At 69.7% G+C, this 26,392-nt stretch carries 25 protein-coding genes; 12 read left to right on the forward strand and 13 right to left on the reverse strand.

Going from position 1 to position 26,392, the window contains the following annotated elements:
• Positions 1-256: 256 nt before the first annotated feature.
• From trpA to ABZU25_RS06345, 3 genes are all read right to left on the reverse strand, one after another.
• The gene (gene trpA, locus ABZU25_RS06335) at positions 257-1,057 is read right to left on the reverse strand and encodes a tryptophan synthase subunit alpha (protein ID WP_355028269.1); all 801 of its coding nucleotides are present in this window, start codon (positions 1,055-1,057) and stop codon (positions 257-259) included.
• Complete coding sequence (gene trpB / locus ABZU25_RS06340) at positions 1,054-2,256, reverse strand: tryptophan synthase subunit beta (RefSeq protein ID WP_355028270.1); 1,203 nt, start codon at positions 2,254-2,256, stop codon at positions 1,054-1,056. Before trpB ends, trpA begins: the two co-directional genes overlap by 4 nt.
• Positions 2,257-2,387: 131 nt before the next feature.
• The gene (locus ABZU25_RS06345) at positions 2,388-3,185 is read right to left on the reverse strand and encodes a GntR family transcriptional regulator (protein ID WP_355028271.1); all 798 of its coding nucleotides are present in this window, start codon (positions 3,183-3,185) and stop codon (positions 2,388-2,390) included.
• 270 nt (positions 3,186-3,455) lie between these two features.
• Here ABZU25_RS06345 and ABZU25_RS06350 point away from each other — a divergent pair, with 270 nt between their 5' ends.
• Positions 3,456-3,884 (forward strand): hypothetical protein, encoded by a 429-nt coding sequence (locus ABZU25_RS06350; protein WP_355028272.1) that lies wholly within the window; start codon positions 3,456-3,458, stop codon positions 3,882-3,884.
• A 106-nt stretch (positions 3,885-3,990) separates the two neighbouring features.
• Here ABZU25_RS06350 and ABZU25_RS06355 read toward each other — a convergent pair whose 3' ends face one another.
• Both ABZU25_RS06355 and ABZU25_RS06360 read right to left on the reverse strand, forming a co-directional pair.
• The gene (locus tag ABZU25_RS06355; protein WP_355028273.1) at positions 3,991-4,995 is read right to left on the reverse strand and encodes a hypothetical protein; all 1,005 of its coding nucleotides are present in this window, start codon (positions 4,993-4,995) and stop codon (positions 3,991-3,993) included.
• A gap of 101 nt (positions 4,996-5,096) precedes the next feature.
• The gene (locus ABZU25_RS06360; protein ID WP_355028274.1) at positions 5,097-5,984 is read right to left on the reverse strand and encodes a helix-turn-helix transcriptional regulator; all 888 of its coding nucleotides are present in this window, start codon (positions 5,982-5,984) and stop codon (positions 5,097-5,099) included.
• A 57-nt stretch (positions 5,985-6,041) separates the two neighbouring features.
• On the opposite strand from ABZU25_RS06360, the gene ABZU25_RS06365 reads away from it, so the two are divergent.
• Together ABZU25_RS06365 and ABZU25_RS06370 are read left to right on the forward strand one after the other, a co-directional pair.
• Entirely contained in the window at positions 6,042-6,554 is a 513-nt protein-coding gene (locus ABZU25_RS06365) for a hypothetical protein (RefSeq protein WP_355028275.1), read from the forward strand.
• A gap of 386 nt (positions 6,555-6,940) precedes the next feature.
• Positions 6,941-7,639, forward strand: a complete 699-nt coding sequence (locus ABZU25_RS06370) for a haloacid dehalogenase-like hydrolase (RefSeq protein WP_355028276.1) — start codon at positions 6,941-6,943, stop codon at positions 7,637-7,639.
• On the opposite strand, the gene ABZU25_RS06375 is transcribed toward ABZU25_RS06370, so the two are convergent.
• Genes ABZU25_RS06375 through ABZU25_RS06395 form a run of 5 tightly spaced genes read right to left on the reverse strand, consistent with a single transcriptional unit; the run spans position 7,632 to position 12,714 of the window.
• Positions 7,632-8,390: a lysophospholipid acyltransferase family protein gene (locus ABZU25_RS06375; protein ID WP_355028277.1), complete on the reverse strand. Its 759-nt coding sequence runs from the start codon at positions 8,388-8,390 to the stop codon at positions 7,632-7,634. The two genes, ABZU25_RS06370 and ABZU25_RS06375, sit on opposite strands and share 8 nt — an antisense overlap.
• Positions 8,391-8,434: 44 nt before the next feature.
• Positions 8,435-10,051 (reverse strand): MFS transporter, encoded by a 1,617-nt coding sequence (locus tag ABZU25_RS06380; protein WP_355028278.1) that lies wholly within the window; start codon positions 10,049-10,051, stop codon positions 8,435-8,437.
• Between the two features lie 38 nt (positions 10,052-10,089).
• Complete coding sequence (locus ABZU25_RS06385; RefSeq protein WP_355028279.1) at positions 10,090-10,980, reverse strand: TIGR03621 family F420-dependent LLM class oxidoreductase; 891 nt, start codon at positions 10,978-10,980, stop codon at positions 10,090-10,092.
• A complete protein-coding gene (locus ABZU25_RS06390) occupies positions 10,971-11,711 on the reverse strand; it encodes an SDR family oxidoreductase (RefSeq protein WP_355028280.1) in 741 nt (246 codons plus the stop codon). The genes ABZU25_RS06385 and ABZU25_RS06390 overlap by 10 nt, the downstream gene beginning before the upstream one ends.
• 25 nt (positions 11,712-11,736) lie before the next feature.
• Positions 11,737-12,714: a ketoacyl-ACP synthase III gene (locus ABZU25_RS06395; RefSeq protein WP_355028281.1), complete on the reverse strand. Its 978-nt coding sequence runs from the start codon at positions 12,712-12,714 to the stop codon at positions 11,737-11,739.
• A gap of 275 nt (positions 12,715-12,989) precedes the next feature.
• Between ABZU25_RS06395 and ABZU25_RS06400 the strand changes: the two genes are divergently transcribed.
• The 3 genes from ABZU25_RS06400 (at position 12,990) to ABZU25_RS06410 (ending at position 16,581) form a co-directional block, all read left to right on the forward strand.
• Positions 12,990-13,937, forward strand: coding sequence for a diacylglycerol kinase family protein (locus ABZU25_RS06400; RefSeq protein ID WP_355028282.1), 948 nt, complete (start codon positions 12,990-12,992; stop codon positions 13,935-13,937).
• A gap of 92 nt (positions 13,938-14,029) precedes the next feature.
• Positions 14,030-15,190 carry an amidohydrolase family protein gene (locus ABZU25_RS06405; protein WP_355028283.1) on the forward strand — a complete coding sequence of 387 codons (1,161 nt, stop codon included), beginning with the start codon at positions 14,030-14,032 and terminating at the stop codon, positions 15,188-15,190.
• Positions 15,187-16,581: an acyltransferase gene (locus ABZU25_RS06410; protein WP_355028284.1), complete on the forward strand. Its 1,395-nt coding sequence runs from the start codon at positions 15,187-15,189 to the stop codon at positions 16,579-16,581. The genes ABZU25_RS06405 and ABZU25_RS06410 overlap by 4 nt, the downstream gene beginning before the upstream one ends.
• A 46-nt stretch (positions 16,582-16,627) precedes the next feature.
• Here ABZU25_RS06410 and ABZU25_RS06415 read toward each other — a convergent pair whose 3' ends face one another.
• Both ABZU25_RS06415 and ABZU25_RS06420 read right to left on the reverse strand, forming a co-directional pair.
• On the reverse strand, positions 16,628-17,284 hold the full coding sequence (locus tag ABZU25_RS06415; protein WP_355028285.1) for a lysophospholipid acyltransferase family protein: 657 nt from the start codon (positions 17,282-17,284) through the stop codon (positions 16,628-16,630).
• Positions 17,285-17,303: 19 nt separating this feature from the next.
• On the reverse strand, positions 17,304-19,040 hold the full coding sequence (locus ABZU25_RS06420; RefSeq protein ID WP_355028286.1) for an acyl-CoA dehydrogenase family protein: 1,737 nt from the start codon (positions 19,038-19,040) through the stop codon (positions 17,304-17,306).
• Between the two features lie 419 nt (positions 19,041-19,459).
• On the opposite strand from ABZU25_RS06420, the gene ABZU25_RS06425 reads away from it, so the two are divergent.
• From ABZU25_RS06425 to ABZU25_RS06445, 5 genes are all read left to right on the forward strand, one after another.
• Positions 19,460-19,762 carry an acyl carrier protein gene (locus tag ABZU25_RS06425; RefSeq protein WP_355028287.1) on the forward strand — a complete coding sequence of 101 codons (303 nt, stop codon included), beginning with the start codon at positions 19,460-19,462 and terminating at the stop codon, positions 19,760-19,762.
• A gap of 5 nt (positions 19,763-19,767) precedes the next feature.
• Positions 19,768-20,373, forward strand: a complete 606-nt coding sequence (locus tag ABZU25_RS06430; RefSeq protein ID WP_355028288.1) for an SGNH/GDSL hydrolase family protein — start codon at positions 19,768-19,770, stop codon at positions 20,371-20,373.
• The gene (locus ABZU25_RS06435) at positions 20,370-21,551 is read left to right on the forward strand and encodes an aminotransferase class V-fold PLP-dependent enzyme (RefSeq protein WP_355028289.1); all 1,182 of its coding nucleotides are present in this window, start codon (positions 20,370-20,372) and stop codon (positions 21,549-21,551) included. The genes ABZU25_RS06430 and ABZU25_RS06435 overlap by 4 nt, the downstream gene beginning before the upstream one ends.
• 464 nt (positions 21,552-22,015) lie before the next feature.
• Positions 22,016-22,726, forward strand: coding sequence for an AfsR/SARP family transcriptional regulator (locus ABZU25_RS06440; RefSeq protein ID WP_355028290.1), 711 nt, complete (start codon positions 22,016-22,018; stop codon positions 22,724-22,726).
• A 44-nt stretch (positions 22,727-22,770) separates the two neighbouring features.
• On the forward strand, positions 22,771-23,172 hold the full coding sequence (locus tag ABZU25_RS06445) for a nuclear transport factor 2 family protein (RefSeq protein ID WP_355028291.1): 402 nt from the start codon (positions 22,771-22,773) through the stop codon (positions 23,170-23,172).
• Positions 23,173-23,201: 29 nt separating this feature from the next.
• Here the strand turns inward: ABZU25_RS06445 and moeZ are convergent, their stop codons facing one another.
• Positions 23,202-24,377 (reverse strand): adenylyltransferase/sulfurtransferase MoeZ, encoded by a 1,176-nt coding sequence (moeZ, locus tag ABZU25_RS06450; RefSeq protein WP_355028292.1) that lies wholly within the window; start codon positions 24,375-24,377, stop codon positions 23,202-23,204.
• A gap of 230 nt (positions 24,378-24,607) precedes the next feature.
• Here moeZ and ABZU25_RS06455 point away from each other — a divergent pair, with 230 nt between their 5' ends.
• The gene (locus tag ABZU25_RS06455) at positions 24,608-26,362 is read left to right on the forward strand and encodes a fatty acyl-AMP ligase (RefSeq protein ID WP_355028293.1); all 1,755 of its coding nucleotides are present in this window, start codon (positions 24,608-24,610) and stop codon (positions 26,360-26,362) included.
• Positions 26,363-26,392: the final 30 nt, after the last annotated feature.

The following is a 26,392-nucleotide window of genomic DNA, read 5'->3' on the forward strand; positions in this document are numbered from 1 at the left end:
AGCAGGTCAGTGCCGGATCCGAGTCAGCCAGACATCTGATGTGTTTCGCGAAGGTTACTCCGGAGCCACGCAATAGGCAACGATCGATTGACGGGTACAATCCGCACCACGAGGCCCTCCGGCCAAGGATCATCGCCGGGAAGCCGGCGGTGGGCCGGCGCGGTCCGGCGGAGCCGGGTGCCGGGAAGATGCCGGCGGATGCCGCTCCAGCGACCCATACATCAGATGTACGGCGGCGAGCACACCGCCTGAGCGGTCACCCCGACGGCAGCAGGACCGGGCGCGGCGTGTCCAGCGCCGTCCGGAGCTGGGTCAGGAAGTCACCGAGTTCCACCGCCGAGGCCCCGTCGAGCACGCGACGCATGAGCGCCGAGCCCACCACGACGCCGTCGGCGTACCCACCGGCCTCGGCCGCCTGCTCCGGGCCGGAGATCCCGAAGCCGAGAACCACTGGCAGATCCGTGGCCTGCCGCAGCGACGTCACCAACTGCTCGCCGGCCTCGCCCAAGGTCGACTGCTCGCCGGTGGTCGCCATGACACTGACCGCGTAGACGAAGCCCCGGCTGCGCGTGGCGATCTCGATGCGGCGCTGCGGCGCGGTCGCCGGGGATGCGAGCAACACGAGGTCGAGCATGCGGGCCGCCGCCGCGGTGGAGACCGGCTCCATCTCGTCGACCGGCAGGTCCGGCACGATCAGACCGTCCACCCCGGAATCGGCGAGCGCGGCGCAGAACCGGTCGGCTCCGTCGTGCAGGACCAGGTTGGCGTAGCTGAACGCGATAAACGGCACCGGCAGTGCGAGCCGGGTGACCTCGTCGAGGATCCGCCGGGTGGTGACGCCCCGGAGCAGAGCGCGGTGCGACGACTCCTGCACGACCGGTCCGTCCAGGATGGGGTCGGAGAACGGGAGGCCAATCTCGATGGCGTCGGCGCCCGCGTCGACGGCGGCCCGCAACAGGTCGGTCCAGTTCCCGGTGACACCGCCGGTCACGTACGGCACGAGCAGCTTGCGGCCGGCCGCCCTGGCGGCGCGGGTGCGGATCTCCAGGGCGTTCACGACAGCTCCATCAGGGTCGCCATGTCCTTGTCGCCCCGACCGGAGAGCGTGAGCAGCACCGTCGAACCCGGGGGGATCGTGCCGTCGCCGGCGGCACGGATCACCCAGGCGACCGCGTGGGACGATTCCAGCGCGCAGAGGATGCCCTCCGTGCGGGCCAGTCGGTGGGTGGCGGCAAGCACCTCGGCGTCGTCCACTGTCACGTAGGTGGCGCGGCCCGACTCGGCCAGGTACGCGTGTTCCGGCCCCACGCCGGGGTAGTCCAGACCGGCGGCGATCGAGTGGGCCTCGCTGATCTGCCCGTGCTGGTCCTGGAGCACCAGGGAGCGGAAGCCGTGCAACACGCCGGGAGTGCCGGCGCTGATCGCGGCGCCACCGGCCGCCTCGACACCGACCAGCCGGGCCGGCGTGTCGATGAAGCCGGCGAACGTGCCGGCCGCGTTGGACCCGCCGCCGACGCAGGCCACGACGTAGTCGGGGGTGCCGGTGACGAGGTCGGCCGCGCACTGTGCGCGGGCCTCGTCACCGATCACCCGCTGGAACTGGCGGACCATCCAGGGGTACGGGTGTGGGCCCATCACCGAGCCGAGGCAGTAGTAGGTGTCGTCGACGGAGGTGACCCAGTGCCGCAGCGCCTCGCTGCAGGCGTCCTTGAGGGTGCGGCTGCCGGAGGTCACCGGCACCACCTCGGCGCCCAGCATCTTCATCCGGAAGACGTTGAGCTGCTGCCGTTCGATGTCCTTCGCGCCCATCAGGACAGTGGTCGGCATGCCGAGCAGGGCCCCGGCGGTGGCGGTGGCCACGCCGTGCTGGCCCGCGCCGGTCTCGGCGATCAGTCGCCGTTTGCCCATCCGCCGGGCCAGCAGCGCCTGGCCCAGCACATTGTTGATCTTGTGGGAGCCGGTGTGGGTGAGATCCTCCCGCTTGAGCAACAGGGTGACGCCCAGCTCCGCGGAGAGTCGCGCCGCGGGCGTCAGCGGCGTCGGCCGACCGACGTAGACCGAGAGCAACTGGTTCAGCTCGCCCCGGAACAGCGGGTCCGCCCAGGCCTGGGTGAAGGCTCGCTCGACCTCGACACAGGCCGGAACGAGCGACTCCGGAACGAAGCGTCCGCCGTAGTCACCGAACCTGCCGAGCCCCGAGGGCCGGCGGGGGTCGACCTGGGCGGCTGGGCGGGCGGAGCGTAGGAGCTGATCCACGACACATCCCCTCACAGTTCTAGAACGACGAGTTCTGTATAGCAGAACAGCCGACCAGCGTTCTAGATCTGTGGCGAAATAGTTCTAGAACGGTTGTGGCGGGCGCGTGGTGGCACCGCCACCCTTCCCCGTCAGCCCTGTCGGGGGCTGCCGGCCCCGGACCGCCCGGTGCCGTCGCCGACCGCGTAGCTGACCTGATGGCCGCTGACCTCGCGAACATTCCTGATCACGACGCTGCTCCCCGCGAGGACGGCGACGTCGACAACCAGCGCGCGCCGGTCGGCGTCGCGGGTGATCCGCTCGCTCCGCATCGCCGGTTCGCCGGCGGGCAGTCCGAGCAGGTCGCCGATGCGCTCGGGCATGAGCACCGGCGAGATCGTCTCCTCGGCCTGCACGGCCACCGCGCCCGCCCGCTCGGCGAGTACGGCGTACAGCTCGTTCTTCTCGAAGTCGACGTCCTTGAGCAGGCCACCGAAGGGCTGCGGAAGGTAGGACAGCTGATGGATCAGCGGAGCGCCTCGAACGACCCGGATCCGCTCCAGCTTGAGCACCTCGCCGCCCGCGGGAATCCCCAAACGGGCGGCGATGTCGTCGGGCACCGCGACGATCTCGTGGCCGAGCACCCGGGTCAGCACCTCGATGCCGTGCGCGCGCAGGTCGTCGGCGAGGCTACGCAGATTGCCCATCGAGTACGGGACCGGCATCGCCCGGACGTAGGTGCCCTTGCCGGGAAGCTGCTCCACCACGCCCCGGTCACAGAGCTCGTCCAGGGCCTGCCGCAGCGTCATGAGGCTGACGCCGTACCTCTCGCTCAGGTGTCGCTGGCCGGGCAGGGCGTCCCCGGGAGCGAACTCGCCGCTGCTGATCCGCCTGATCAGATCGTCGCGGATGACCATGTACTTCGGAGTCCTACCCGGAATGACGCGCATGCACTACCCAGCCCTGAGTCGCAACGGAGCGGGCCACGCCGCCTGACGAGTGCGGAGCGCCACGCCCTTCTTCCGGGTGCCAGCGTATGGCCGACGTCCGTCCCGACCTACGCACGGGTCTCGCCGCGCGGGCGGCCTGCCGGGTGACGGGTCAACCGTGCCACGGCCGGTGACGTACCGGCAGGGTGGTCCCATAACTTTACAACCGTTAGCCGAGCGCGTAAGTTAACGGGTGTAAGTTCAAATCCGTTTCACGGAGATGGGGATCTCATGACCACCGCGACCGCCTTCCGCACCGACACCACAGCCCCCGCCCCGCTCGCCGACCGCATCGGTCGTGGGCTGGCGGCCGTCGCCGCCCTCGCCACCGTCGGGGCGTTCGTCAACGGCGTCCTGCTGACCATCAACGCTCCCGACGACCGCCTGTTCATCGAAGGCTGGCGAGTCTCCAGCTTCGCCATCTTCGCCGGGATCTTCGCCCTGCTCGCGATCAGGCCACGGCAGTCGGCTGGCGTCTGGGAGATCGTGCTCGCCGGCAAGACCGCACTCGTGGTGTTCGGCGTGACGGTCGGAGACGTTCCCGAGGCACGCCTGTCGGCCATCATCGACCTCGCGCTGGTCGCCGTCGTCGCGACCGCCTACGTGCTCTGCCGTGGCTGGCTGGCATGGCGCCCCGCCACCACCAACCCGACCCGATGACGGCGAAGCCGAGGTCCGCCACCACCCACCTCGATCGCCGACGCCGAGCGCCCGCCACCGTCGCGTGACGGCGGCGGGCACCCGGCTGGTCAGCAGAGGTGACGGGTCAGCACGGGGGCAGGGTGACCAGCGCCAGGTTCGGGTCGACACCTGTGGTGTACGCGGCACTGAGCACGTAGAGCGTGCGGCCACGCACGGCCACCGAGGTCGGGTTCTGCAACCCGTCGGCACCGCTCATCAGCGTTCGCGAACGGCCGGCGGCGTCGATGCTCACCATCGTGTTCGGCCCGTTGAGTGCGGCGACGACCTGGTGGTCGCCGGCGCCCACGAAGGCGAAGTCGTCGATGCCGACGAGGCCGGTCGCCACCACCCGGACGGGTCCGGGACGGCTGTGCCGCAGCGGGATGCGCAGCAACGTTCCCTGGTCGAGGTTGGTCGCCCAGATCGCGTCGGGGCGTACCTTGATGCCGTTGGCACCGAGGAAACCCGTCGAGGCGAGTTCGGGCGCCGAGGACCAGACCTCGGCGCGGCCGCCCTCCAGGGGGACTGTCGAGATCGTGCCGAGCACCGAGTCGGTGAGGTAGAACCTGCTCGCTTCCGCGTCGAACGCCAGGCCGTTGGGCAGTCCGGCAGCCGGCAGGGCGGCAATGCGGTGTGGGGTCCGGCCGGGGCGCAACCGGTACAGGCCGGTGCTGGCGGCGTCGCCGCTGGCGTAGAGGAAGTAGAGGGTGCCGTCGGTCATCCGGACGATGCCGGTGGTCAACGCGAACGTGAGCACCGGCGTGTGCACGCCGCCGTCGGCCGGTGCCGGCAGGGTCGCCAGAATCCGCGTCGCGCCGGACGGGCTGACGGCGGAGACCTGTCGGGCAGCCGCGAAGGTGACGTACGCCGTGCCGTCCGGGCCCACCGCGATGTTCTCCGGCAGCTGCCCGTTCGCCAGGTCGAAGTGGACCGCGATCCGCGAGGGCAGCGGCGCGGTCGACGGCCCGGCCACTCCGACGGCGGTTGCCCGTGCGGTCCCCGCCTGGGCGACGCTCGACGGTGGGACCGTCACGACGCCGACCCCGGCCGCCGCGAGAGCCATTGCGAGGGTCATCATTCTCTTACGCATTTCTGTTCCTTTCTGAAAGCCGTGTTGATTCGGCTGATGCGGGCGCGATGGGTCCGGCGCTCCTTGCGGAGCACCTCGTTTCGAGCCGGTGGGAAAGGGCGCTATTCGCGCATGGCCGGCTGCTGCCGAGTGCCGGCGCGGGAGGTGACAGCGCCGTGCACGAGCAACGTCATCGCGGCGTGCGACGCCGAGCCGGGTTCGGTGGTGGCGACGACGACCGTCTGACCGTCCTCGGTCCGCAGGGCCTGCTGGGTCACGGCCATCGTGCCGACCAGCGGGTGGCGCATCTCGTACACGCTGCCGCCGCCGGCCTTGACCCGGTGGCCAGCCCACATCGCGCCGAACTCGGGACTCCGCACCGTCAGCTCCCCCACCAGCGCGGCCAGCAACGGGTCGTTCGGGTGCTGTCCGGAGACCATCCGCAGTGTCGCCACCACCGCGCGGGCCTTGGTGGGCCAGTCCACGTACAGGTCGCGGGTGTGCGCGTCCAGGAACACCAGCCGCGCCATGTTCGGGCCCTGGTGCGGCCGCGCGGGGACCTTGTTGTCCAGGTGGCCGGCGAACAGGGCATGGCCCCCGGTGTTCCAGGCCAGCACGTCGGCACGACGACCGAGCACCACCACGGGTACGTCGCCGAGCGTCGCGACGAGCTGGCGTACCGCCGGGCTCACCCGCTCCGGCGTCGGACGCCGTGCGGCGGGCCGGCGGCGGGTCCCGGCCGCGAGTTCGCTCAGGTGGCGACGTTCCGCTTCGTCGAGTCGCAGCGCCCGGGCGAGCGCTTCGAGGACCTCGGGTGAGGCGTTGACGGCCTGCCCCTGCTCCAACCGCGAATAGTACGAAGCGCTGACGCCCGCCAGGAGGGCCAGTTCCTCCCGGCGCAACCCGCTGACGCGGCGCCGGTCGCCGTACGTCACCACGCCGACGTCCTCCGGCCTCAGCTGGGAGCGTCGGGCCTGGAGGAAATCGCCGAGCTGTCCTCGCACGTTCATGACTCGAAGTATTGCGACCTCTCCCAGCCGCAACCACATCCTGGCAGGGATAGGCACTTGCATCGACGTCGGCGAGCGACCTCGTCGGTAGCGTTCGCGCTCGCCGGAGTGATCTTCGTCGTGCCGCTCTATCTTCAGGCGGTGCGGGGCTTCGACGCGCTCGGCACCGGCCTCCGGATCATCCAGATGGTGGCCGGTCCGCTGGTAGCCGGCGCCTTGGCCGACAGCCTGGACCGTACTTCCGGCGCAATGGGCATCGTGCTCACCGGCCTGGTGGTGATGGGCGCCGGGCTGCTCCTGCTCGCCCGGGTCGACCAGGGCACCGCGTACGTCTGGCTGACGGTCGGCCTGGCCGGCTGCGGGTTCGGCATCGGCACGGTGATGGCCACCTCGTTGGCGGCGGCGGCGGTCGGCGCGGTGGGCGACGGCGACGCCGGGGTGACCGCTGTGCGCCGAACAAGGGCTGGACGCTCGGGCTTTGGCCGGTGGCCGGCGGTGACCGTCCGTCACCTCCGTGGGGGCGGATGCGGTAGTGAGCGGTATACCTCAGAGTCATATTCATACCTCTGAGGTATACCGCCAAACAGCACATCGAGATGGTGGGTCAGCCACAGCGGTTGGCGAGCACCCTTCGCCGCGTCCGCAGCCCGTCCCGAGTGAGGACCTACTCGTCCAGGCTGCCACCGTAGTCAGATGCCTCCGCGCAGATCGAAGCCACTGTGAGCAGAGCCGGCGGTAGTGCCCGCGCCCCCCGGCTCGGGAGGCCGCACCCCGCCGCGCGACCACAACCCAACCGGCCGTCCCCGGCCCGCGGCACGGCGCGACCGCCAGCCGTGCGGGAGGAGAAGGAAACTGTCGCTTCAGCGAGCGGAAAGCGATCCAGCCCTTTGTCGTAAACGCGCTCCAGTACACTCGGCGCATGTCGAACGACCTGTGGCCCCGGAGCCGATAGACCGATGAGGGCGCCCTCCGCCGACACCGTCATCTTCGATTTCGACGGCGTACTACTGCGCGGCGACGCATTCGGGCTTTTCATGCGACGCATTGTCTTCGCGGGTGCTCGACTGCCGCTCGCCGTCATCCTCGCTGTTCTCCTCGCGCCCATGGTCGCCCTTCCCGCCTACCGTCCGCGGGCGGCGTGGTGGATGAGTCGGATCGGGTTGTTGGGCCGCAGCGCCGACCAGCTGCGAGCGGAGCTTGGGCGTTTCGGCGCGGGCCTCGGCGACGAGCCCGAGCGGATCATCGGGCCCGGTCTGCGGATGATCCGTGCCCACCTCGACGCGGGCGACCGGGTCGTCGTGGTCACCGGCTGCGAGCACACCCTGGCGCGCGCGGTGCTCGACGCGATCGGCCTCGCCGAGGTCGAGCTCGTCGCCTCGCACATTCGCGGGCCGAAGCTGATCGTGCACAACTACGGGGCGACCAAGGTCGTGGAGCTGGCCGCCCAGGGGGTGACGCCGCCCTGGCGGGTGGCGTACAGCGACTCACTGTCCGACCTGCCCGTCCTTGCCGGCGCGGAGCGGGCGGTGCTGGTCAACGCGAGCGCGCGTCAGGTGGCCCGCGCGCGGCGTCTGCTCGGGGCACGGTTGACCACCGTGACCTGGGCGGGTGGTCACCTCTCCCGCGAGGACAGGGCATCGGGCCCGGTCAGTTGAGCCCGGCGTCACCCGTCGACGTCGTGATGCCGATCCCCGGCGCCGGGGGGCCCTCCGGGCAGGCCGGCGGTCGCACCCCCCGGTCGAACTCCTGCCGGGCGGCCTGCGCGTACATGTGCACGTAGTCCTGACCGGACAGGGCCTGGAGCCGTCGCATGATCTCGTCGGTCAGAGCCCGTGAGGCGACGCTGGCCGGGAGGTCCCGATATGGCGTCAGGTCGATGGGCGTACCGACGGCCATCCTGGCCTTCATGACCTTCGGGATCAGCTTTCCCGGCGGTTGGATCTCGTAGGTGTTGAGCATGGCGACCGGGATGACCGGCACGCCGGTGGCGAGGGCGAGGCGGGCCGCCCCGGTCTTGCCCCGGTAGAGCCGGTTGTCCGGTGGCCGGGTCCCCTCCGGGTACATGCAGATCAGGCCGCCCTGCTCCAGCACTTCCTGGGCGGTCCCGAGCGACGAGGCGGCCTTGCGCCCGCCGGCGCGGTCCACCGGGATGTTTCCCATCCCACTGATCACCATTCGCCGCAGCCGGCCCTTGAGCCCGGTGCCTGTGAAGTATTCCAGTTTCGCGATGTAGACGACCTTGCGGCGCATGACCGCCGAGAGGAACACCGAATCCGAGAAGGAGGGGTGATTTCCGACCAACAGGGCAGGACCGGTCTCCGGCAGGTTCTCGCGGCCCACCACCTCGGGCCGGTAGACCAACTTCACGGTCGAGCCGACCGTGTACTTGAGTGCCCAGTAGATCATTCCCGCCTCCGATCACACCCGCCGCGCCGACCCGACAACATTGATCAGCTTACCGGCCGTGGCAGCGCGTCGGCCTCATCGGCGGCGCCCGAGCGATCGACCGCGTCCGGTGTGGCGGACGCCCTTCGCCCGGTGGGCACCACCCGGGCCGCGAACACGACGCCGACGAGCAGCAACGCGATGGGCACCAGCAACGTCGGCCGTAGCGCCGTCACGAAGCTGTGGGTGTAGACGGCGTGCGCCGCTCGGCCGGCGGCGTCGACGGCCTCCGGTGACGCTCCGCTGCGCCGAACCGCGTCCACCACCTCGCCCACCGTCTCGTCCGGGCCGGCCGCCGACACCTGGCGGAAGGCCGCCACGAACGGTTCGCCGACACCGGCCGGCAGGGCCGGTGCCAGCGCGGTGGCATCCTCCGGCATCCGCCGCACGAGCTGACCCTGGAGCAGGGCGATGGGCACGGCGGCGGCGAAGACCGATGCGAGCTGGCGGGCTGTCATCATCAGCGCGGCCGCGGCCCCCGCCTGCGGTGGTTGCACGTCGTGCATGGCGATGGAGTTCATCGGGGCGAACGTGCAGCCAGCGCCGACACCGGCCACGACGAGGCCGGGAACGAAGTGCTGCCAGGGCGTCGCGTCGTTCGCGACCCAGACCACGAGTGCCATTCCGACGGCGTAGAGGCTGAGCCCGGTCATCAGCACGTACCGGGCGCTGAGCCGGTCACTGAGCTTGCCGGCGAAGGGGGCGACGAACGCCATGCTGAGGAACATCGGAGTCATGACGAGCCCGACCTTGATCGGGCTGTAGCCCAGCGCGGCCTGCACGTACAGCGACAACGGTACGGAGGTCCCCACGATGCCGATCGACAGGATCGTGGTCACGATGATCATCAGGCGGAAGTTGGTCAGCGCGAACAGCTCGAACGGCACCAACGGCGTGCGGTCCTGGCGCCTCTTCTGCAGCACGACGAACGCCGCCGCCAGGACGACGCTCAGCACCAGCAGCAGCGGAATGCTCAGCGGCCCCCAGATCACCCCCCACTCGAACCGGTCGCCCTCCACCAGCCCGAAGGTGAGGCAGACCAGTGCGGCAGTGCTGAGGACGACGGCCAGCAGGTGCAGCGGTTGTCGGCGGCCGCGTTCCAGCGGCGGCACGGCCGCCAGGCAGAGCACGATCATGATCAACCCCACCGGGAGGTTGAGGAAGAAGACGTATCGCCAGCTCAGAATGCTGGTGAGGGCGCCTCCGATCACCGGCCCGAGGATCGAGGCCAGCGCCGAGACCGCCGTCCACAGGCCCAGCGCCCCGCCGCGACGTTGCGGCGGGAAGGTGGCCACGATGATCGACATCGACTGCGGGTACATCAGGGCGGCGCCGAGACCCTGGAACGCCCGGGCGGCGATGAGCTGACCCTCGCTCTGCGCGAGCCCGCACGCCGCCGAGGCGAGAGTGAACAGCACCGAACCCATCACGAACAGCCGGCGGGGTCCGTACAGGTCACCCAGCCGGCCGGTCACGATGACCAGCACCGCCACCACGATGAGGTAGGCGTTGGCCACCCACGCCACTGTGGTCAACGAGGCGTCGAGGTCGCGGACCACGCTCGGCATGGCGATGTTGATGATCGTCATGTCGAGCGAGGTCATGAACGACGCGAGCGACACCGCCAGGAGGATGTAGCGGGGATTCCCGCGAAGCGGGGTCAACTGGTTCGGCCCTCCAGGACGGCCATGGCCGCGGCGAGCGGCTCCATGAACTCCTCGTGGGCGGTGATGTACGAGACCCCGTAACGCTCCCGGCGCTCGACCAGTTGGTCGGCGATCTCCTCCGGCGTACCGATCAGGCCCGCCGGAGCGTCCAGGACCTGCTCCAGCGTGAGGTACGGCGTCCGGGTCTGCTGGGCGAAGGCGGCGGCCGCCTGCCGGTCGTCGGCCAGCACCACCGCGGGGATCATGAGGTTGACCTCGAGGTCGTCGTAGCGGTCACCGGCCTGCGTCCGCAGATACCTGGCGCGTTCCTCGACCGTCTCGGCGGGGAGCGCCCGCCACTTCTCCGGGGTGTCGACCCGGACCACTGGGCTGAGACCGACGATGTCGGCGTGTCGGGCGGCGATCCCGAGGACCTTGTCGCCGCTGCCACCGATCATCAGTCGAGGGGCCGAGGTGCAGTCCGACCACTGTGCCGGGTCGGCGAACGACGCCGTCAGTCGCTGGACCACGGTGTCGAGTTGCCGTACCCGTCGACCGGGTGACTCGAAGGGGATCTCCGCCTCGTCGAACTCGGCCCTCGCGTATCCGGTGCCGACGCCGACCTCCAGACGCCCCCCGGTGAGCCGGTGCGTGGTGGCGATCTCCCGCTCCAACAGGCGCGGGTTCCAGAAGGCGGCGTTCAGGACGAACGTTCCGAACATCACTCGCTCGGTCGCCGACGCCGCCGCGACGATGGACGGGAACGGCGCGGGCATGTGCAGATGGTCGGGGATGAGAATGACGTCGTAGCCCAGCTCCTCCGCCCGGCGACACTTCTTCGCCCACTCCTCGGCGCCACAGTTGTGGTGCAGGCTCACCCCGAACCGGAAGGGCCTCACGCCCATAGCAGTCCTCCATTCACTTCGAGCACATGTCCGTTGACGTACGAGCTCTCGTCCGAGGCGAGGAAGACCGCGGCGCTGGCGACCTCGTCCTCGTGGCCGGCGCGGCCCATGGCGATGCGTTTCGTGTACATCTCCCAGAGCGCGACGTTCGGCCGCAGGGCCTCGCTCATCCCGCTGTCGATCAGCCCCGGCGAGATGCAGTTGACCTTGATGCCCTTCGGGCCGAGTTCGATGGCGCTGGTCCGGGTCAACGACTCGACACCGGCCTTGGCCGCGCTGTACGCCGCCGTGCCGACGGCCACCCGGGTGGCCAGGCCGGAGGAGATGTTGATGATGCAGCCGCCGCCGTTGGCGACCATCACGGGGACGACGGCACGGGTGCAGAGGAAGACCCCGGTGAGACTGACCGTCAGCGTCTCCGTCCAGGCCTCCGGCGCCAGCCGCTCGATCCGGCCGTCGTGCCGGACGGCGGCGTTGGCGACCAGGATGTCGATGCTGCCCATCAGCTCCGCGGCGGTCGTGACGAGTTGCTCGACCGACGCCGGATCGCTGACCTCGACCGGCAGGTGGAACGACCGATCGGGGGCATCGCGGTGCAGCTCCTCCCAGCCCTTACCGGTGCGGGAGGCGCAGGTGACTGTCGCGCCCTCGGCCAGGAAGTGCCGGGCGATGGCCCGGCCCAACCCGCGGTTGCCGCCGGTGACGACGGCGTTCTTGCCCTTCAGACGCATCCGATCTCCGCAGCCTCTCGAACCATCAGTACCAGGTGACGACGGCGGCGCCGGCGGTCATCCCCGCGCCCACCGCGGCGAGCAGCAGCTTCTCGCCACGCTGAAAGGGGCGTTCCCGGTGGGCCTGCACCAGCGTGACGGGCAGGGACGCGACACCGGAATTACCGAATCTGCTCACCGTGGTCGGCACCCGCTCCGGGTCGATGCCGAGTTTTTTGCCGAGCCCGGCCAGTAGACGCCCGTTCGCCTGGTGGAAGACGAACCGGTCGATGTCGTGCAGGCCCAGCCCAGCCTTCTCCAGCGCCGAATCGATCACCTTGGGCAGCGTCTGCAGGACGAACGCCGCGACCGCCCGCCCGTCCATCCGGGTGAACTGGCCACCCTCGGCGTACCGTTCCGGCGTCAGCGGCAGCCGGGCTCCGCCCGCGTAGATGCCGATGTTCTCCCAGCGGGCGCCGTCGGTGAGCAGACTGGTGCTGCGGATCCCGTAGCCGTCGGGCACCGAGCCGAGCAGCAGCGCCGCGGCGCCGTCCCCGAAGAGCGCGACGGTGCGCTTATCCGTGCGATCCACGATGGAGGACACCTTGTCGGCGCCGATCGCCAGTGCGACCTGCCCGGCGTCGTCGCGCATCAGCGCGTTCGCGAGGGCCATGTGGAAGATCACCCCGGCGCAGGCCACGCCGACGTCGAACGCCGGCAGCGCGGGCAGACCCAGCTTCGCCTGCACCACGGCGGCCGTGGCCGGGGACGGCTGGTCCGGCGAGTTGGTGCTGAGGAACAGCCAGGCCAGCCGTTCCTGTACGGCCGGGTCGGCGACCAGGGGCGCGGCGGCGAGGACCGCGAGGTCCGAGGTGGTCTGCTCGGGCTCCGCGTACCGGCGCTCCTCGATACCGGTCAGGTTGGTGATCCAGTCGTGGGTGGCGCCGCTCCAGGCACAGATGTCGTCGTTCGTCACGACGCGGTCAGGGACGTGGGACCCCATATCGATGATGCCAATCGCCATGCGACCCGTCCTTCGTCTCGCGGCGGCTGAGGTGCCGATGATTGCACGGGTCGGACCGCTCGACCGGGGTGCGGACACCCGCCTGAAGGCATGGGTTTAGCAGGATTTTAGCGGCCTCCCCGAGCCTCGACGGTCATCGGCAAACCCGCCGCTGACGCGGTCACAACGGCCCGCTAACGGCTCACTTCACCGCCGTGCCGAGCACGCGCCGGTGGTCCTACAGTGGCGCCTCGCCAGCAACCTGCCCTGCCGGCGCAGAAGGAGGTCACCCGATCATGCCGCCCCGGTGCCTGCTGATCGTCAATCCGCGGGCCACGCGGATGAATCCCGGTGCCCGCGACGAGCTCACCGACATCCTCAGCGGACTGCGGCTCGACGTGGTGGACACCGCGCGGCGGGGGCACGCTGCCGAACTGGCCCGTACGGCGCGCCGCGAGGGATACGACGTGGTGCTCACCGCCTCCGGCGACGGATCGGCCAACGAGACGGTCAACGGGCTGCTCGCCGACGGTCTGGCCGACGACGTACCGGTCTTCGCCCCACTGCCCGCCGGCGGCACGAATGTCTTCGCCCGATCGATCGGCCTACCCAACCAGCTCGGCGAGGCGGCCCGCCTGGTACGGGACGCGGTGACCGCGGGTGGAAGTCGGCGGCTGGGCCTCGGCCTCGTCGGGGACCGTTGGTTCGCCTTCGTGTGCTCACTCGGGCTCGACGCGGAGATCGTGCGGGAAGCCGAGCAGCTGCGTTTCGGCGTCGGCGTCCGCCCGCCGCGGATGCCGGCCGCGGCCTACCTCACCCTGCTGGTGCGGCAGCACCTGCGCACCGACCGCCGGCATCCGGCGCTGACCTTCGACGGGGCCGGCGGCGCGCACGGGGAGGCCATCTTCATGGCGTTCGTCTGCAACTCGGCGCCGTGGACCTACCTTGGGAAGCGGGCCGTGGCGCCGGCCCCCACCGCCTCGTTCGACCGGGGGCTCGACGTACTCGGCCTGACGTCGCTCGGCACGCTGGCGACGATGCGGGTGGTGCGGCAGATGATGACCGCCCAGGCGCCGCTGTCCGGGCCGGACGTGGTGACCGCCGAGGACCAGCAGGGACTGACGATGCTGTCGATCCGCCCGATCGCCGTCCAGGTCGACGGTGACTTCCTGGGGATGCGGACGGAGGCGACGTTCCGGTCCGTACCGGCCGCCCTGCCGGTCCCACTGCTAACCGGTCGCTAACACGGCCGCAGCCGCTGCGTTGCGCACGCACGCCGAAGGGTGCCGATCCGATCTAACGTCCACCGCGAGTTCGAGTTGAAGGAGAGTGCCGGATGCCGTACGCAGAAGGTCGGGTCTACCACGACGCCGACAGCCATGTGATGGAGCGGGAAGGCTGGCTCACCGAGTACGCCGAGCCCTCGGTACGCGAGCTACTCCGTTCCTTCGGTGCGGACAAGGTGCAGCGGGCCCGCACCGCCGAGACCGACATCCGGCAGCGCTACGAGGACCAGGACCGCCGGGCGTCCGCCGAGCAGACCCTGATGACCATGAAGGGCTGGGAGAGTTTCGGCGGCACCGACGCGGGCGAACGCAGCCGCGCCCTGGACCTGCTCGGATTCTCGGCACAGTTGGTCTTCAGCACTGTCGCGAGCGAGCAGTTCTGGTACTACGACCATCCCGAGCTGATGTACGGGGGCAGTCGCGCCCTGAACCGCGCCATCGTCGACTGGTGTTCGGTGGACCGGCGGCTGCTGCCCGTCGGGTTCGTGCCCCTCGCCGACCCGGAGCGCAGCGTCGCCGAGTTGGAGGCGGCGATCGAGTTGGGCTGCGACGGGGTCATCGTGCCCTCCGTCGCTCCGCCGGAGTTCTCCCCGGCGCATCCCGCGTACGACCGCTTCTGGGCCACCCTCCAGGACGCCGACATGCCGTTCTTCCTGCATGTCTGCACGGGTGGCGCGTTGGTGCCGGACGCGTACCGCAACAACGGGCGGACCCCGCCGGCCGACTTCCTCGGCGGTGGCGAGAACATCCGGTCCAAGGACTACATGGCGATGCACGTCCCGCCGCAGACGTTCCTGACGATGCTCGTGCTCGACGGCGTCTTCGACCGCTTCCCGACGCTGCGCTGCGGTTGCATCGAGCAGGGCGGCCTGTGGGTGGCGCCCTGGATGAAGCAGTTGGACATCTCGCAGCTGGCGTTCGGCCGGACCGAGCCCGACCTGCGGACGTTGTCGATGCGTCCGTCCGACTTCGTCCGGCGGCAGGTGAAGTTCACGTCCTTCTTCGTCGAGCCCCTGGACTGGCTCATCGAGCAGGCCGGCCCGGACCTGTTCATGTTCGGCACGGACTTCCCGCACACCGAGGGCGGCACCGATCCGCTCGGCGCTGCGGAGAAGTTCCTCGCCGGCTTCGACGAGAAGGTCAAGGACCGCTTCTTCGCCGGCAACTTCGCGGAGCTGATGGGCTCCCGGGTGGCGAAGGTCCGTCAGTGAGCAGCGCGGTCACCGATGCGCCGAACGCGGCGGCGGGGATGGCGAAGGCCGCCCGTGGCACGAAGGTGGTGCGGCTGGACTCGCTGACCGCACTGCGCGGCGTCCTCGCCGCGATGGCGTTCATGGTGCACTACACGGCACTGCAACTCGTCGCCGTCGAGGGCGGCGGGATCGAGTTCGTGGCCCACGCCATCCCGGAGTGGGTCGCCGTGGTCTCGTTCGGCGGCATGAACGCCTTCTTCCTGATGAGTGGCATCGTGCTCACCTGGGTCGTCCGGGACGGCGACACCGCCCGGGTCTTCTGGCGGCGCCGGGTGTCGCGGATCTACCCGATCTACGCGACCACCACCGCCGTCGCGGCCCTGGTGCTCGTGGTGCTGGGCATGCCGCCCGGTTGGAAGAACGTGCTGTCGAACATGTTCATGGTCCAGGGCTGGGTGCCGCAGCAGAGCGTCATCTACGGGCTCAACCCGGTGTCGTGGTCGTTGAGCGCGGAGGCGTTCTTCTACCTCATCTTCCCGGTGCTCTTCGCCGCACTGGTGCCACTCGGGGACCGGGCCCTGCGTCGGGTCATCGTCGTGGCCACAGTGCTCGCCTGCACGCTGCCGTTCCTGGTGGGCGACATGTTCCAGGTGAAGGACGCCGGGCCACCGTTCTTCAACACCGCTGCGAGCGGCGGAGACTTCGCGTACTGGTTCACCATGGTGCTCCCCCTGCACCGCGCGTTGGACTTCACGGTCGGCGTGGCGGTGGGTCTGCTCCTGCGCCGCGGCACCTGGCGCGGCCCCGGTGTGACGGGCAGCCTCGCCATCCTGGCGGCGGCCTTCTCGGTGACGCTGCTGCTCCCCGAACGCGTCCAGCGGGTGGGCGCGCTGCTGATCCCGGTCGCCATCCTGCTCGCCGCCCTGGCCACTGCCGACGCCAGGGGCGGCCGATCGGTCCTGCACGCGAGGCCGATTGTCTGGTTCGGGGAGATCTCGTACAGCTTCTATCTCACGCACCTGCTGGTGTTCCTGCCGCTGGGCCCGGTGGTGACGGATCTGCTGGTGGCGGCCGGAGTGATCGGTTCCCCGGCGCAGCAGCCACCACTGCCGGTCGAGTTGGCGACCATCGTCTGCCTCTTCGCGCTCTGCACCACTGTCGCGTGGCTGCTCTACCGCTTCGTCGAGCTGCCCGCGGCCCGACTCCTGCGCCCGAAACCGGCGACGGTGAAGGAGGCGGTCCGCGGGCCCGGCCCGGAGCGACACAACGATCCCGAGGTGCTGGCGGAGCCGCTTGTCGACGCGGGTTCGACAGCGGACCCGAAGCCGGCGGCCGAGCGGTCGTCGACGGTTGACGAGCAGCCCGTCGCCGACGTGGTGCCGGCCCAGCCGTCGGGCACCGGGCGCTGACCGAGGAGGGCGGCGGTGGGCTCGGCCCGCCGCCGCCCTCCCCCACTCAGCGCTTCTGGTACTCGTCCACGTACTCCTGGCCGGACAGTTCCGAGATGGCCAGCATGATCTTGTCGGTCACCGTGCGCCAGTCGGCCGGGTCCTGCGAGTCGCGGTACTCGTCGAAGGTCATCGGGGTGCCGAAGCGGACCGTCACCGGACGCCGTCGGGGCACGCGGACGCCGACGGGCTGCATCACCTCGGTGCCGATGACACCGATCGGTACGACCGGGGCGCCGGTGGCCAGCGTCAGTCGCGCCACCCCGGTCCTCCCCCGGTACAACCGGCCGTCGAGCGACCGGGTGCCCTCGGGGTAGATGGCGAAGGCCTGGTTGGCCCGGAGCACGCCCATCGCCGCCTCCAGCGACGACGACGTGGCGTCGCGGGGCCCGCCGCGCTGGACGCCGACGAAACCGAGTTCGCTGAAGAACCAACCGGCCATCCGACCGCCCAGCGACGGCGTCCGCAAATACTCGATCTTGACGAGGTAGCGGACCGACCGCGGGGTCGCGATCGGAATGAGCCAGTTCTCGGCGAAGGAGAGATGGTTCGCGGCGAGGATGACCGGCCCCCGCCGCGGCACGTTCTCGGCGCCCTCGATCAGCGGTCGGTACAGGGCGCGGGCAACCGGCGAGACGATTGGCCGCAGTGCCTCGTTGAGCAAGGGATGTCCTCCGTCGTGATCAGTCAGCGGCTGGACCACTGCCGAGGCAGCGGATGGAGAAGTACGAGGGCCACGCCTGCGCCGCGCGGACAGCGGACGCGAGCAGCTCCCGGGCCGGCCGCTCGGCGAGGTCGACGCGCTCCCCGAGCCGCGCGAGCAGACGCTGCAGGGACAACAGCAGCCAGCCGCCGTCGGCGAAGGCCCCGCCGAACGTCTCGCGGTTGGCCAACCACGTCGCCACGCAGGCCGACGCGGCGTGCAGCAGACAGTGCGTGTGCGCCGCGCGCATGGCGACAAGCGACCGGGCGTCCCATTGTGTGACGGAGGCGTACGTCTCCTCGTGGATCCGCGACAGGTGCGCCACGGTCGCCAGCAGCTCGTCGGCGACCGGGGGCCGGTCCGGGCGGGCGCAGGCCGTCTCGACGCGCCGGACCAGCCGGGGCCAACCCTGGGTCAGCTCGTCGCGTCCTTCGTTTGTCAGCCGCAGATCGGCGCCGGCCGGTTGCCACGTCGGCGCGTCGGAGTTCCAGGAGAAGAGGGTGTCGAACAGCTCGTCGAGCTGCCCGGGGTCGCTCTGCTCGTGCCGGCGCGCGGCGACGAAGGGCAACTGCCCGGCGATGCTGTGCAGGTTGACGTGGGTGGTCCCCTCGAAGATCGCCGCGATCGCGTGGTCGCGCTGGAGCTTCTGGAAGACGCCGTGGGCGACGCCCTCCCGCAGGTAGCTGCGGGCGCCGAGGACCGTGGCCATGCTGAGCACCGTCTCGTCGCCGATGACCGGCACCAGGTATTTCGCCACCGACGACCAGAGGCTGAGCCGTTCCGGTGCCAGGGTCAGGGCGCGGGCCGCGCCGACCGCGACGCACTCGGCGATCAGTAGATCGACGTGACCACGGACGAGGTGGTCGTGGATGACCGGCAGCTCAGCGATGGGCGCCCCGTAGAGGCGCCGCTCGTGGCTGTAGGTCAGGGCGAGTCGCAGCGCCGAGTCCATCGTCCCCAGCGACATCGCCGGGATCGCGGCACGGGTGATCTGGAGCGCCTTCAACACCTGGACCACCGCGATCCCCTGGTTGCCGATCGCGGCGGTGGCCGGGATGAACGACCCGTCGAAGGTGATCCCGCTCAGGTCGTGGCCGCGCAGCCCGACGGTCCGGACGAGGGGCAGCTCCTGGAAACTGTCGCGGCTCAGCTCCTGCTTGTCGACAAGCAGCAGCGAGAAGCTGCGGGGGCCGGTACGGGCGCAGGTCGTCAGGAACCGGGCCCGGGTCGCGTTGCCGACCGGCCACTTCTGCCCGGTCAGCACGAAGCCCCCCGCGACGGGCTCGGCGGCCACGGAGGACGCGAGCAGGTCGCTGCCGTGGTCGGCCTCGGAGACGGCGAACGCGCTCAGGGCACCGCCGACGATCTCCTTGGCCAGTCGTCCGCGCTGCTCGTCGTCGCCCCACAACCAGACCGGGTTCGCGCCGAGCAGCGCCGAACCGTACATGACCGCGAAGGCCAGCGAACGCCGGGAGACGGCCCGGGCGACGAAGAGCAACTCGTCGAGGGAGCGCAGCCGGCCGCCGAGGGCGGTGGGGACCAGGAACTCGGCGAAGCCCCAGTCCCGTAGGACGTCGACGGCGCCGTCCGGGAGGGCGTCGCGCTCCTCGGCCTCGACGATCCGTTCGAACGAGAACGGCGTGCCCTCTGCCATCGGGTCACCGAGCAGCAGGTCAAGCTCGGCTGCGATGTCGAGAGCGGCGTATCGGTGTGCCACGACGGACCCCCGCATTGATCAGTGACCAAGGCGATCAGGCTAGCCGGGCTTGCGGGGCTTCGCGATGACGAGTCAACGGCGGGATAGGGCCGTGCAGCTTCTCGCTAAGCCGCGTATTAGCCGGCTCCGTTAGGTTGGGGACGCCGTCTGAGAGGGCGGCCGTCCGGTGCCGGGGGGAGGGTTCCGCGACGGTGCGATCGGTCGGGCCGTGGTCGAGGCGGCGCGCCGGGACGCCAGCCGTCATCCCCAACGCCACGACCAGTGGCGAGGTGCGTGGCTCGCTGGTGCGCGAACGTCTCACCGCCTGCGAGTTGACGACGTGGTACGCCGGCGTTTGTCCGGTCGCCGCCGGCCCGCCCCGGGCGGTTCGGCGCGCAGGCCGGGGTCGGCTCTGTCGGTGCTGATTGATGGGAGTGGCAGTGATTGACTTTGTGCAGGGGGACTCGGCGGCGGAGCTGAGGAGTTGGCTCACCGAACGGGTGGCCTTCTACCTCGACCGGGGCCCGGAGACCATCCGACCCGACGTGGACCTGGCCGAATACGGCGTCGACTCGGTGTACGCCCTCAGCGTGGTGAGCGACATCGAGGACCGCATCCAGCAGGAGGTCGACCTCGGCGCCGCCCGGCTGTACCCCACCATCGACGCGCTGGTGGGCTACCTGATGACGCTGACCGCCCGTCGTGACGAGACAGCGGACCCCGTGGCCTCCGCCGGAGCGTGACGACGGTGCAGCTCGTTTCGATGGGGGACAGCCTCACCCTGGGGCGTGGGGATCCGGATCCGGCTGGAGGTTGGATCGGCTGGTCACGCCGGCTGGCGAGCCTACTCGGCATCCGCGCCGAGGACGTGGTGAACACCGGCGCCGAAGGCGCCACCACGGCGCAGGTCGCAGCCGGCCAGCTGGCTGCGGTACGGCAGCTGCGACCTGATCTCGTGGTGATCAACTGCGGGATGAACGACGCGGTCCAGGGCAGCCCGATGAGCACGGTGCGGACCGCTCTGACGGATCTGTTCGACTGGGGTACGCGGGCCGGCGCGCTCGTGTTGATGCCGGCGCTGCCGACGCCCTCGGCGAAGCTACCGGTCTCCGCGTTCCGGCGGCGGCGGATGGAGCGCTGGATCGTCGAGTTCGACGACCTGCTCCGCGCGGAGGCGACCCGGGGCGCGGTGGTCCGCGTGGACGTGGCGCCCCCCGAGGCCGAGGACATGTGGAGCGACGACGGCATCCACCTCAACTCGGCGGGGCACGTGCGAGTCGCCACCGTGCTGGCGGACACCGCCCGCCGGTTGTCTCCGACCGTGGCCGCGTCCGGCGCGGACAGCGCGTCATGACCGACGCGCCGAAGATTGTGGGTCCACCGGCGCGGAGCCAGGCCGGCGGCCGGTTGCTGCTGACGCCGGGGCCGGTCGCCGTCGCGTCGTCGGTGCGCCAGGCGGTCTCCCGCACCGACCTGGGGCACCGGGAGTGGGTGACTCGACGCTGTCTGGCCGAGGTGCGGCGCAAGCTCGCCGCGCTGTGCGGGGGCGCGGACCAGTTCACGTCGGTGCTGCTGACCGGCTCGGGGACGGCCGCGCTGGAGGCGGTGCTCTGCTCCGTGCCACCGACGGACGCCGAACTGCTGATCGTGTCGAACGGCCGCTTCGGAGACCGGTTGGAGCAGATCGCGGCGGTGCACCGGCTGCGCCACACCACAGTGCGTCTACCGCTCGGCCGGGCGGTCGATCCCGCGGCGGTGCAGCAGGCGCTCGACGCGCGTCCGACAATCACCCACGTCGCCATGGTGCACCACGAGACCAGTCTGGGCGTCCTCAATCCGGTGCCGGCGATCGCCCGGATCGTCCGAGCCGCCGGGCACGAGTTCATCGTGGACGGGATCAGCAGCATCGGAGCGGAGCAGCTCGACCTCGCGCATGACCCGGTGGACTGGCTGGTGGGCTCGGCGAACAAGTGCATCGAGGCGTTGGCCGGCCTCAGCTTCGTCTGTGCCCGGCCGGAGCGCTTCGAGTCCCTCGCCGCCGTCGGCCCGCGCAGCTTCTACCTGGATCTGCACCAGCACTACCTGGCTCAGCAGCGCAACGACGCGCCGCTGTTCACACCGGCCGTGCAACTGCTCCTCGCTCTGGACGAGGCCTTGGCGCTCGCCCTCGACGAGGGCGTCTCCCCGCGTTCGGCCCGCTATGCGGCCCACTCCGAGCGGGTGCGGGTCGGTTTGTCCCGCCGCGGCCTGCGGCTGTTGGTGCCCGCGCCGGACCGCTCGAGTTCGGTCACCGCGTTCGAGGTCCCACCGCCGTTGACCGCGGCCACGCTCTGTGACGCGATGTCGGCGGCCGGGGTGGTCATCTATCCGGCGTCGTCGGTGGCCCGGGAGGCGGCGATCGTCGCGACGATGGGGCAGTTGACCACCGAGGACGTCGACCGCTTCTTCCTGGTGCTGGACGAGACGCTGGCCGCGCTCGCGCCGTCCGGTCTGCGCCGCGACGCCAGTCGTCTCGAGGCCGGGGTGTACTGAGCCGGGGCGCGGATTGGACCCGCCAACCCATCAACGACGGACGCGATAGGTTGGCCCAATTCAACCCCAACCGCGGCGAAGCTCAGCATCCTGCCGCCCACCCGCCGCGATCAGGACCAATCACGACGGGCGCGTCTGAATCGACCGTCGGCGCAGGCTGAATGCGCACCCTTGCCCACTATTGGGATGCCCGCATTAATCACACTTTGCATCGTTTTTACTCGATCGATTTTGGTCATCTTAGGTGTCGTGTATGGTGTCGGGTGGGCGCTCACGGATCTAATGGGGGGACGGGGGGTTACGGCCAGGTTAAGCATTCATTTCCGCCTACCTGTGGTGGGCGGACGTTTGCTGCTGCCTAACGGCCGAATCCCCCGGTTGGTCGAGAGGAATGCAAGGTGAGATTCGGTATCCTTGGCCCGGTCATTGTCACCGACGACAGTTGCAATCGGACACCGCGAGCATTGAAACTGCGGTCACTCCTCGCGCTTCTCATAACGCAGGGTGACCAGATTGTCTCGACGCAGCGCCTGATTGAGGAATTGTGGGGCGGCGCGCCACCCAGGACGGCGAGCACCGGGCTTCAGGTCTACATCTCCAAGCTTCGCCGGCACCTCGGCGACGGGGTCAACCCCCGGATCGTGGTGAGTCACCCGTCGGGATACCAGCTCTCGCTGGCCGAGCACAGCTGCGACCTCACGATCTTCCAGCAGCATCTCGCTGCCGCGGACCGTGCCGAGGCGGCCGGCCTGCCCGCGGTGGAGGCCACGGAGTTGTCCAGGGCACTCGAGATCTACCGGGGCCCGGTGCTGGCCGACGTGCGCGGTTCGGGTCTGCTCGAGAACGTGGCGCGGCAGTACGACGAGAGTCGGATCATCGCGTACGAACGCCGGATTGACCTCGATCTCCGGTTGGGCTATCGGCGCAACCTCGTCGGTGAACTCTACGGCGTGGTAGCCGAACACCCCACCTGGGAGAATCTGCACGAGCACCTGATGCTGGCGCTCTATCGTTCCGGCCGGATCGCGGAAGCTCTGCGGGTCTATCGACAACTGCACCGCCGGCTGGTCGAGGAGCTTGGAATGGAGCCTGGCCCGCGACTCAAGCGGTTGCACCAGATGGTGCTGTCGCGCGACCCGAACCTGGACCCGGTGACACCGTATCTCGCAAGCTGAACAATTCTTCGATAATTGTCGGAAAGTGAGGGGAAACAGTGGGAGTGGTTGACGATTTCCGGCGCACCGTGCTGGAAAAGGACGTACCCGGGATCCTTGCGACCCTCTCGCCCGACGTCACCTTCCACAGCCCGGTCATGCCGAAGCCCTACCGCAGCAGGGCGGCCGTGGCACCGCTGCTCACCGCCCTGGCGGAGGTGTTCGAGGATTTCACCTACACGGCGGAGTTCGACGGCCGCAGCATCGAGTCAGTCCGCTCCACCGCCGGCTCGCCTCGGCACGCGCTCGAGTTCACCGCCACTGTGGACGGCAAGTCGATCACCGGGATGGACGTCCTCGCCACCGGGGACGATGGGTTGATCAGCGAGGTCACCGTGCTGGTGCGACCGGTGACCGCCGCGCACTCGCTCGCCCGGCTGGTCGGTCGGCGGATGACAGAGGCGTGACCTCGCCGGGCGGTCGTGGCTGCTCCGGCTCAGTAGACCGGAAGGCCCGGCTCGACCTGCTTCGCCCAGGCGATGACTCCGCCCTGCAGATGGGAGGCGTTGGTGAACCCGGCCCGCTTGAGGGCCGCGAGCACCTCGGCGGAGCGCGCCCCGGTCTTGCAGTGCAGCACGATCTGCTTGTGCTCGGGCAGTCGGGACAGCGCCTCGCCCGAGAGGATGAGATCCTTCGGGATGAGCGTCGCGCCAGCGATGTGGACGATGTCCCATTCGGCTGGCTCCCGGACGTCGATGACCTCGATGTCCTCGCCAGCCTTCAGCAGGTCGTACAGTTCGCGCGGAGTGACTGTGGATCCGGCCACCGCGTCGCGGGCTTCGCCGGACACCACACCGCAGAACTCCTCGTAGTCGATGAGCCTGTCGATCGGTCGACGGTTCGCAGCACGGCGAAGCGTCATCGTCGTGAAATCCATCCGTAGCGCGTCGTAGATCATCAAACGGCCGAGCAGGGGCTCACCGATGCCGGTGATCAGTTTTACCGCCTCGGTCACCATGATGGATCCGACAGTGGCGCAGAGCATTCCCAGTACGCCGCCCTCGGCGCAGGAGGGGACCAACCCGGGCGGCGGTGCCTCCGGGTAGACGTCTCGGTAGGTGGTGCCGCGGCCGTTCGGCGCGCCTTCCCAGAAAACCGACACCTGGCCTTCGAATCGGTAGACCGATCCGTAGACATAAGGCTTGCCCGCCAATGCGGCGGCGTCATTGACCAGGTACCGGGTGGCGAAGTTGTCGGTGCCGTCGACGATCAGGTCGTATTGGCGGAAAAGATCGACAGCATTGTCCGAATCGAGCCTCAGTTGATGGAGACGAACGTGCACGGAGCTGTTGATCCTGCGTATCGAATCTTCGGCACTCGTCGCCTTGGGTTGACCGACATCCGACTCGCCATGGATGATCTGTCGTTGCAGGTTGGAGCCTTCCACAGTGTCGAACTCGACGATCCCCAGCGTGCCGACACCGGCGGCCGCGAGGTAGAGCAGGGCGGGCGAGCCCAGGCCCCCGGCACCGATCACCAACACCTTGGCGCTGGCGAGTCGCCGCTGACCGGCAACCCCCACCTCAGGAATGATCAAATGTCGGCTGTAACGGGTTACGTCCTCTTTGGTGAGCTCCACATTGGGCATGACAAGTGGCGGCAATGAGTCCATGAAAATCCCCCGTTAGACCTAGCCGACGCTCCGCATGAAGCACCTTGGCGGAGGCTAGCAGAGGGTCCAAACCCCGTCTAGCAATATGTTCCGTCCCCGACCACCGACGGTTCGGAATGGACGAAGCGAAGTCACGGCCGCCGATGGTACGTTGTGGTCGCGGACTCGCGGCTCGCCGGCCGACGGGGTTGCCGCTGCTCGCAGACCACATCTGAATCACGGGGGGAAAATTGGCGGAGCTGCCACGCTGCCCGTCAGCGGGCTTCGCGCACGTTCTGCGCGCCCGAGCCCGCGAGTCGACAGAGGCCCTGGCCTTTCGATTCGTGCTCGACGACGGGCACGCCGAAGAGATCACCTACGGCGAGTTGGATCGGCGCGCCCGCGCGGTCGCGATCAATATCCTCGACGTCACCGACGGGCGGCCCGAGCGAGCCCTGCTGCTCTACCCCCCGGGGTTGGACTATCTCACCGCGCTGTTCGCCTGCTTCTATGCCGGCGTGGTGGCCATCCCGGCGTTTCCGCCAGGTGCGACGCGACAACCACGCACCATGTCCCGGCTGATGGCCATCATCGAGGACGCGGGAGCGAGCCTCGTGCTGACCACGTCGCCCGGCGCGCCCATGATCACAGACTGGCTGGCCAGCTCGTCGGTGGAGCCGGCGCCGCGGGTCGTCACGACCGACCTGGCGGGCCACGCCGAGCACGACCTCTCGCCCAGGTCGTCCGGTGACTCGCTCGCGGTCCTGCAATACACCTCCGGGTCCACCTCGCTGCCCCGTGGCGTGATGTTGAACCACTGTCACCTGATCTCGAACACCGCGGACATCACCCGCAGCTTCGGGCTCCACGACGGAGCCTCGGCTGCCTTCTGGCTGCCGCCCTATCACGACATGGGCCTGATCGGCGGTCTGCTGACCCCGGTGTCCAGCGGGATCCCGGCGACGTTCATGTCCCCGATCACCTTCCTGCGCCGACCGCTGTCCTGGATGAAGGTGGTGTCCCGCTACCGCGCCACGCACACCGGCGGGCCGAACTTCGCCTACGACCTCTGCGTCAAGCGGGTCAAGGAGGCCGACCTGGTCGACCTCGATCTCTCCTCGGTCGAACTGAGCTTCACCGGCGCGGAGCCGGTCCGGCCGGACACGATCGAACGATTCCTCAAGATCTTCGAGCCGTACGGGCTGCGACCGGAGGCGATCTATCCCTGCTACGGGCTGGCCGAGGCGACGTTGTTGGTGAGCGGCGGCGCCCGCCTGGGCGGATGGCGTTCGGTCTCGGTCGCCCGCGAGGCTCTGGAGGTGGCACGGGTGGCTCGGCCGGCGACGGCCGGAGAGCCCACCCGACGGATCGTCGGATGTGGCGTACCCGGACCGGACACCCGGATCGCGATCGTCGACCCCACCACCGGCCAACCGGTCAGGCCCGGCCAGGTCGGTGAGATCTGGCTCGATTCACCGAGCGTTGCCGCTGGTTACTGGCGTCGTCCGAGCGACACCGCCGACACCTTCGGCGCGATGACGGCCACCGGCGAGGGACCCTACCTGCGTACCGGCGATCTGGGCTTCGTCGCGGACGGCGACCTCTTCGTGGCCGGACGCGCGAAGGACCTCATCGTCCTGAACGGTCGCAACTACCACCCGATCGACATCGAGCAGATCTGCGAGACCGGCGTGGCCGGGATCCGCCGCGACTGTGGCGCCGCCTTCGCCGTGGAGGACGACGATGGCGCCGTCGAGCGGCTCGTGGTGGTCTACGAGGTCGACAGCGGCATGACCGACGAACAACACCTGGCGATCATCGATGGCATTCGCCGCTGCTGCTCGCGGGAGTCGAGCGTGACGCCGTACGCCATCGTGCTGATCAAGGCGCGCACCATGCCGAAGACCTCCAGCGGCAAGGTCCAGCGCTGGCTCGCCCGCCGCCAGTTCCTGTCCGGCGAGTTGGCCGCAGTGACCCGTTGGCAGATGCCCGGGACAGCGGCGTGAGTGGCCCGGGATCGGCAGCCGTCACCACGA

Origin of the sequence: Micromonospora sp. NPDC005215, from assembly GCF_040607915.1 — a bacterium.
Taxonomy (GTDB): domain Bacteria; phylum Actinomycetota; class Actinomycetes; order Mycobacteriales; family Micromonosporaceae; genus Micromonospora.

What these genes read in the sequence shown, in the direction of transcription:
- ABZU25_RS06435 (WP_355028289.1), top strand. Translation starts at nt 20,370, where the DNA reads ATGACCGACGCGCCGAAGATTGTGGGTCCACCGGCGCGGAGCCAGGCC.
- ABZU25_RS06345 (WP_355028271.1), bottom strand. Translation starts at nt 3,185, where the DNA reads ATGCGCGTCATTCCGGGTAGGACTCCGAAGTACATGGTCATCCGCGAC.
- ABZU25_RS06360 (WP_355028274.1), bottom strand. Translation starts at nt 5,984, where the DNA reads ATGAACGTGCGAGGACAGCTCGGCGATTTCCTCCAGGCCCGACGCTCC.
- ABZU25_RS06385 (WP_355028279.1), bottom strand. Translation starts at nt 10,980, where the DNA reads ATGGGCGTGAGGCCCTTCCGGTTCGGGGTGAGCCTGCACCACAACTGT.
- ABZU25_RS06395 (WP_355028281.1), bottom strand. Translation starts at nt 12,714, where the DNA reads ATGGCGATTGGCATCATCGATATGGGGTCCCACGTCCCTGACCGCGTC.
- ABZU25_RS06350 (WP_355028272.1), top strand. Translation starts at nt 3,456, where the DNA reads ATGACCACCGCGACCGCCTTCCGCACCGACACCACAGCCCCCGCCCCG.
- ABZU25_RS06355 (WP_355028273.1), bottom strand. Translation starts at nt 4,995, where the DNA reads ATGCGTAAGAGAATGATGACCCTCGCAATGGCTCTCGCGGCGGCCGGG.
- ABZU25_RS06400 (WP_355028282.1), top strand. Translation starts at nt 12,990, where the DNA reads ATGCCGCCCCGGTGCCTGCTGATCGTCAATCCGCGGGCCACGCGGATG.
- moeZ (WP_355028292.1), bottom strand. Translation starts at nt 24,377, where the DNA reads ATGGACTCATTGCCGCCACTTGTCATGCCCAATGTGGAGCTCACCAAA.
- ABZU25_RS06375 (WP_355028277.1), bottom strand. Translation starts at nt 8,390, where the DNA reads ATGATCTACTGGGCACTCAAGTACACGGTCGGCTCGACCGTGAAGTTG.
- ABZU25_RS06390 (WP_355028280.1), bottom strand. Translation starts at nt 11,711, where the DNA reads ATGCGTCTGAAGGGCAAGAACGCCGTCGTCACCGGCGGCAACCGCGGG.
- ABZU25_RS06370 (WP_355028276.1), top strand. Translation starts at nt 6,941, where the DNA reads ATGAGGGCGCCCTCCGCCGACACCGTCATCTTCGATTTCGACGGCGTA.
- ABZU25_RS06405 (WP_355028283.1), top strand. Translation starts at nt 14,030, where the DNA reads ATGCCGTACGCAGAAGGTCGGGTCTACCACGACGCCGACAGCCATGTG.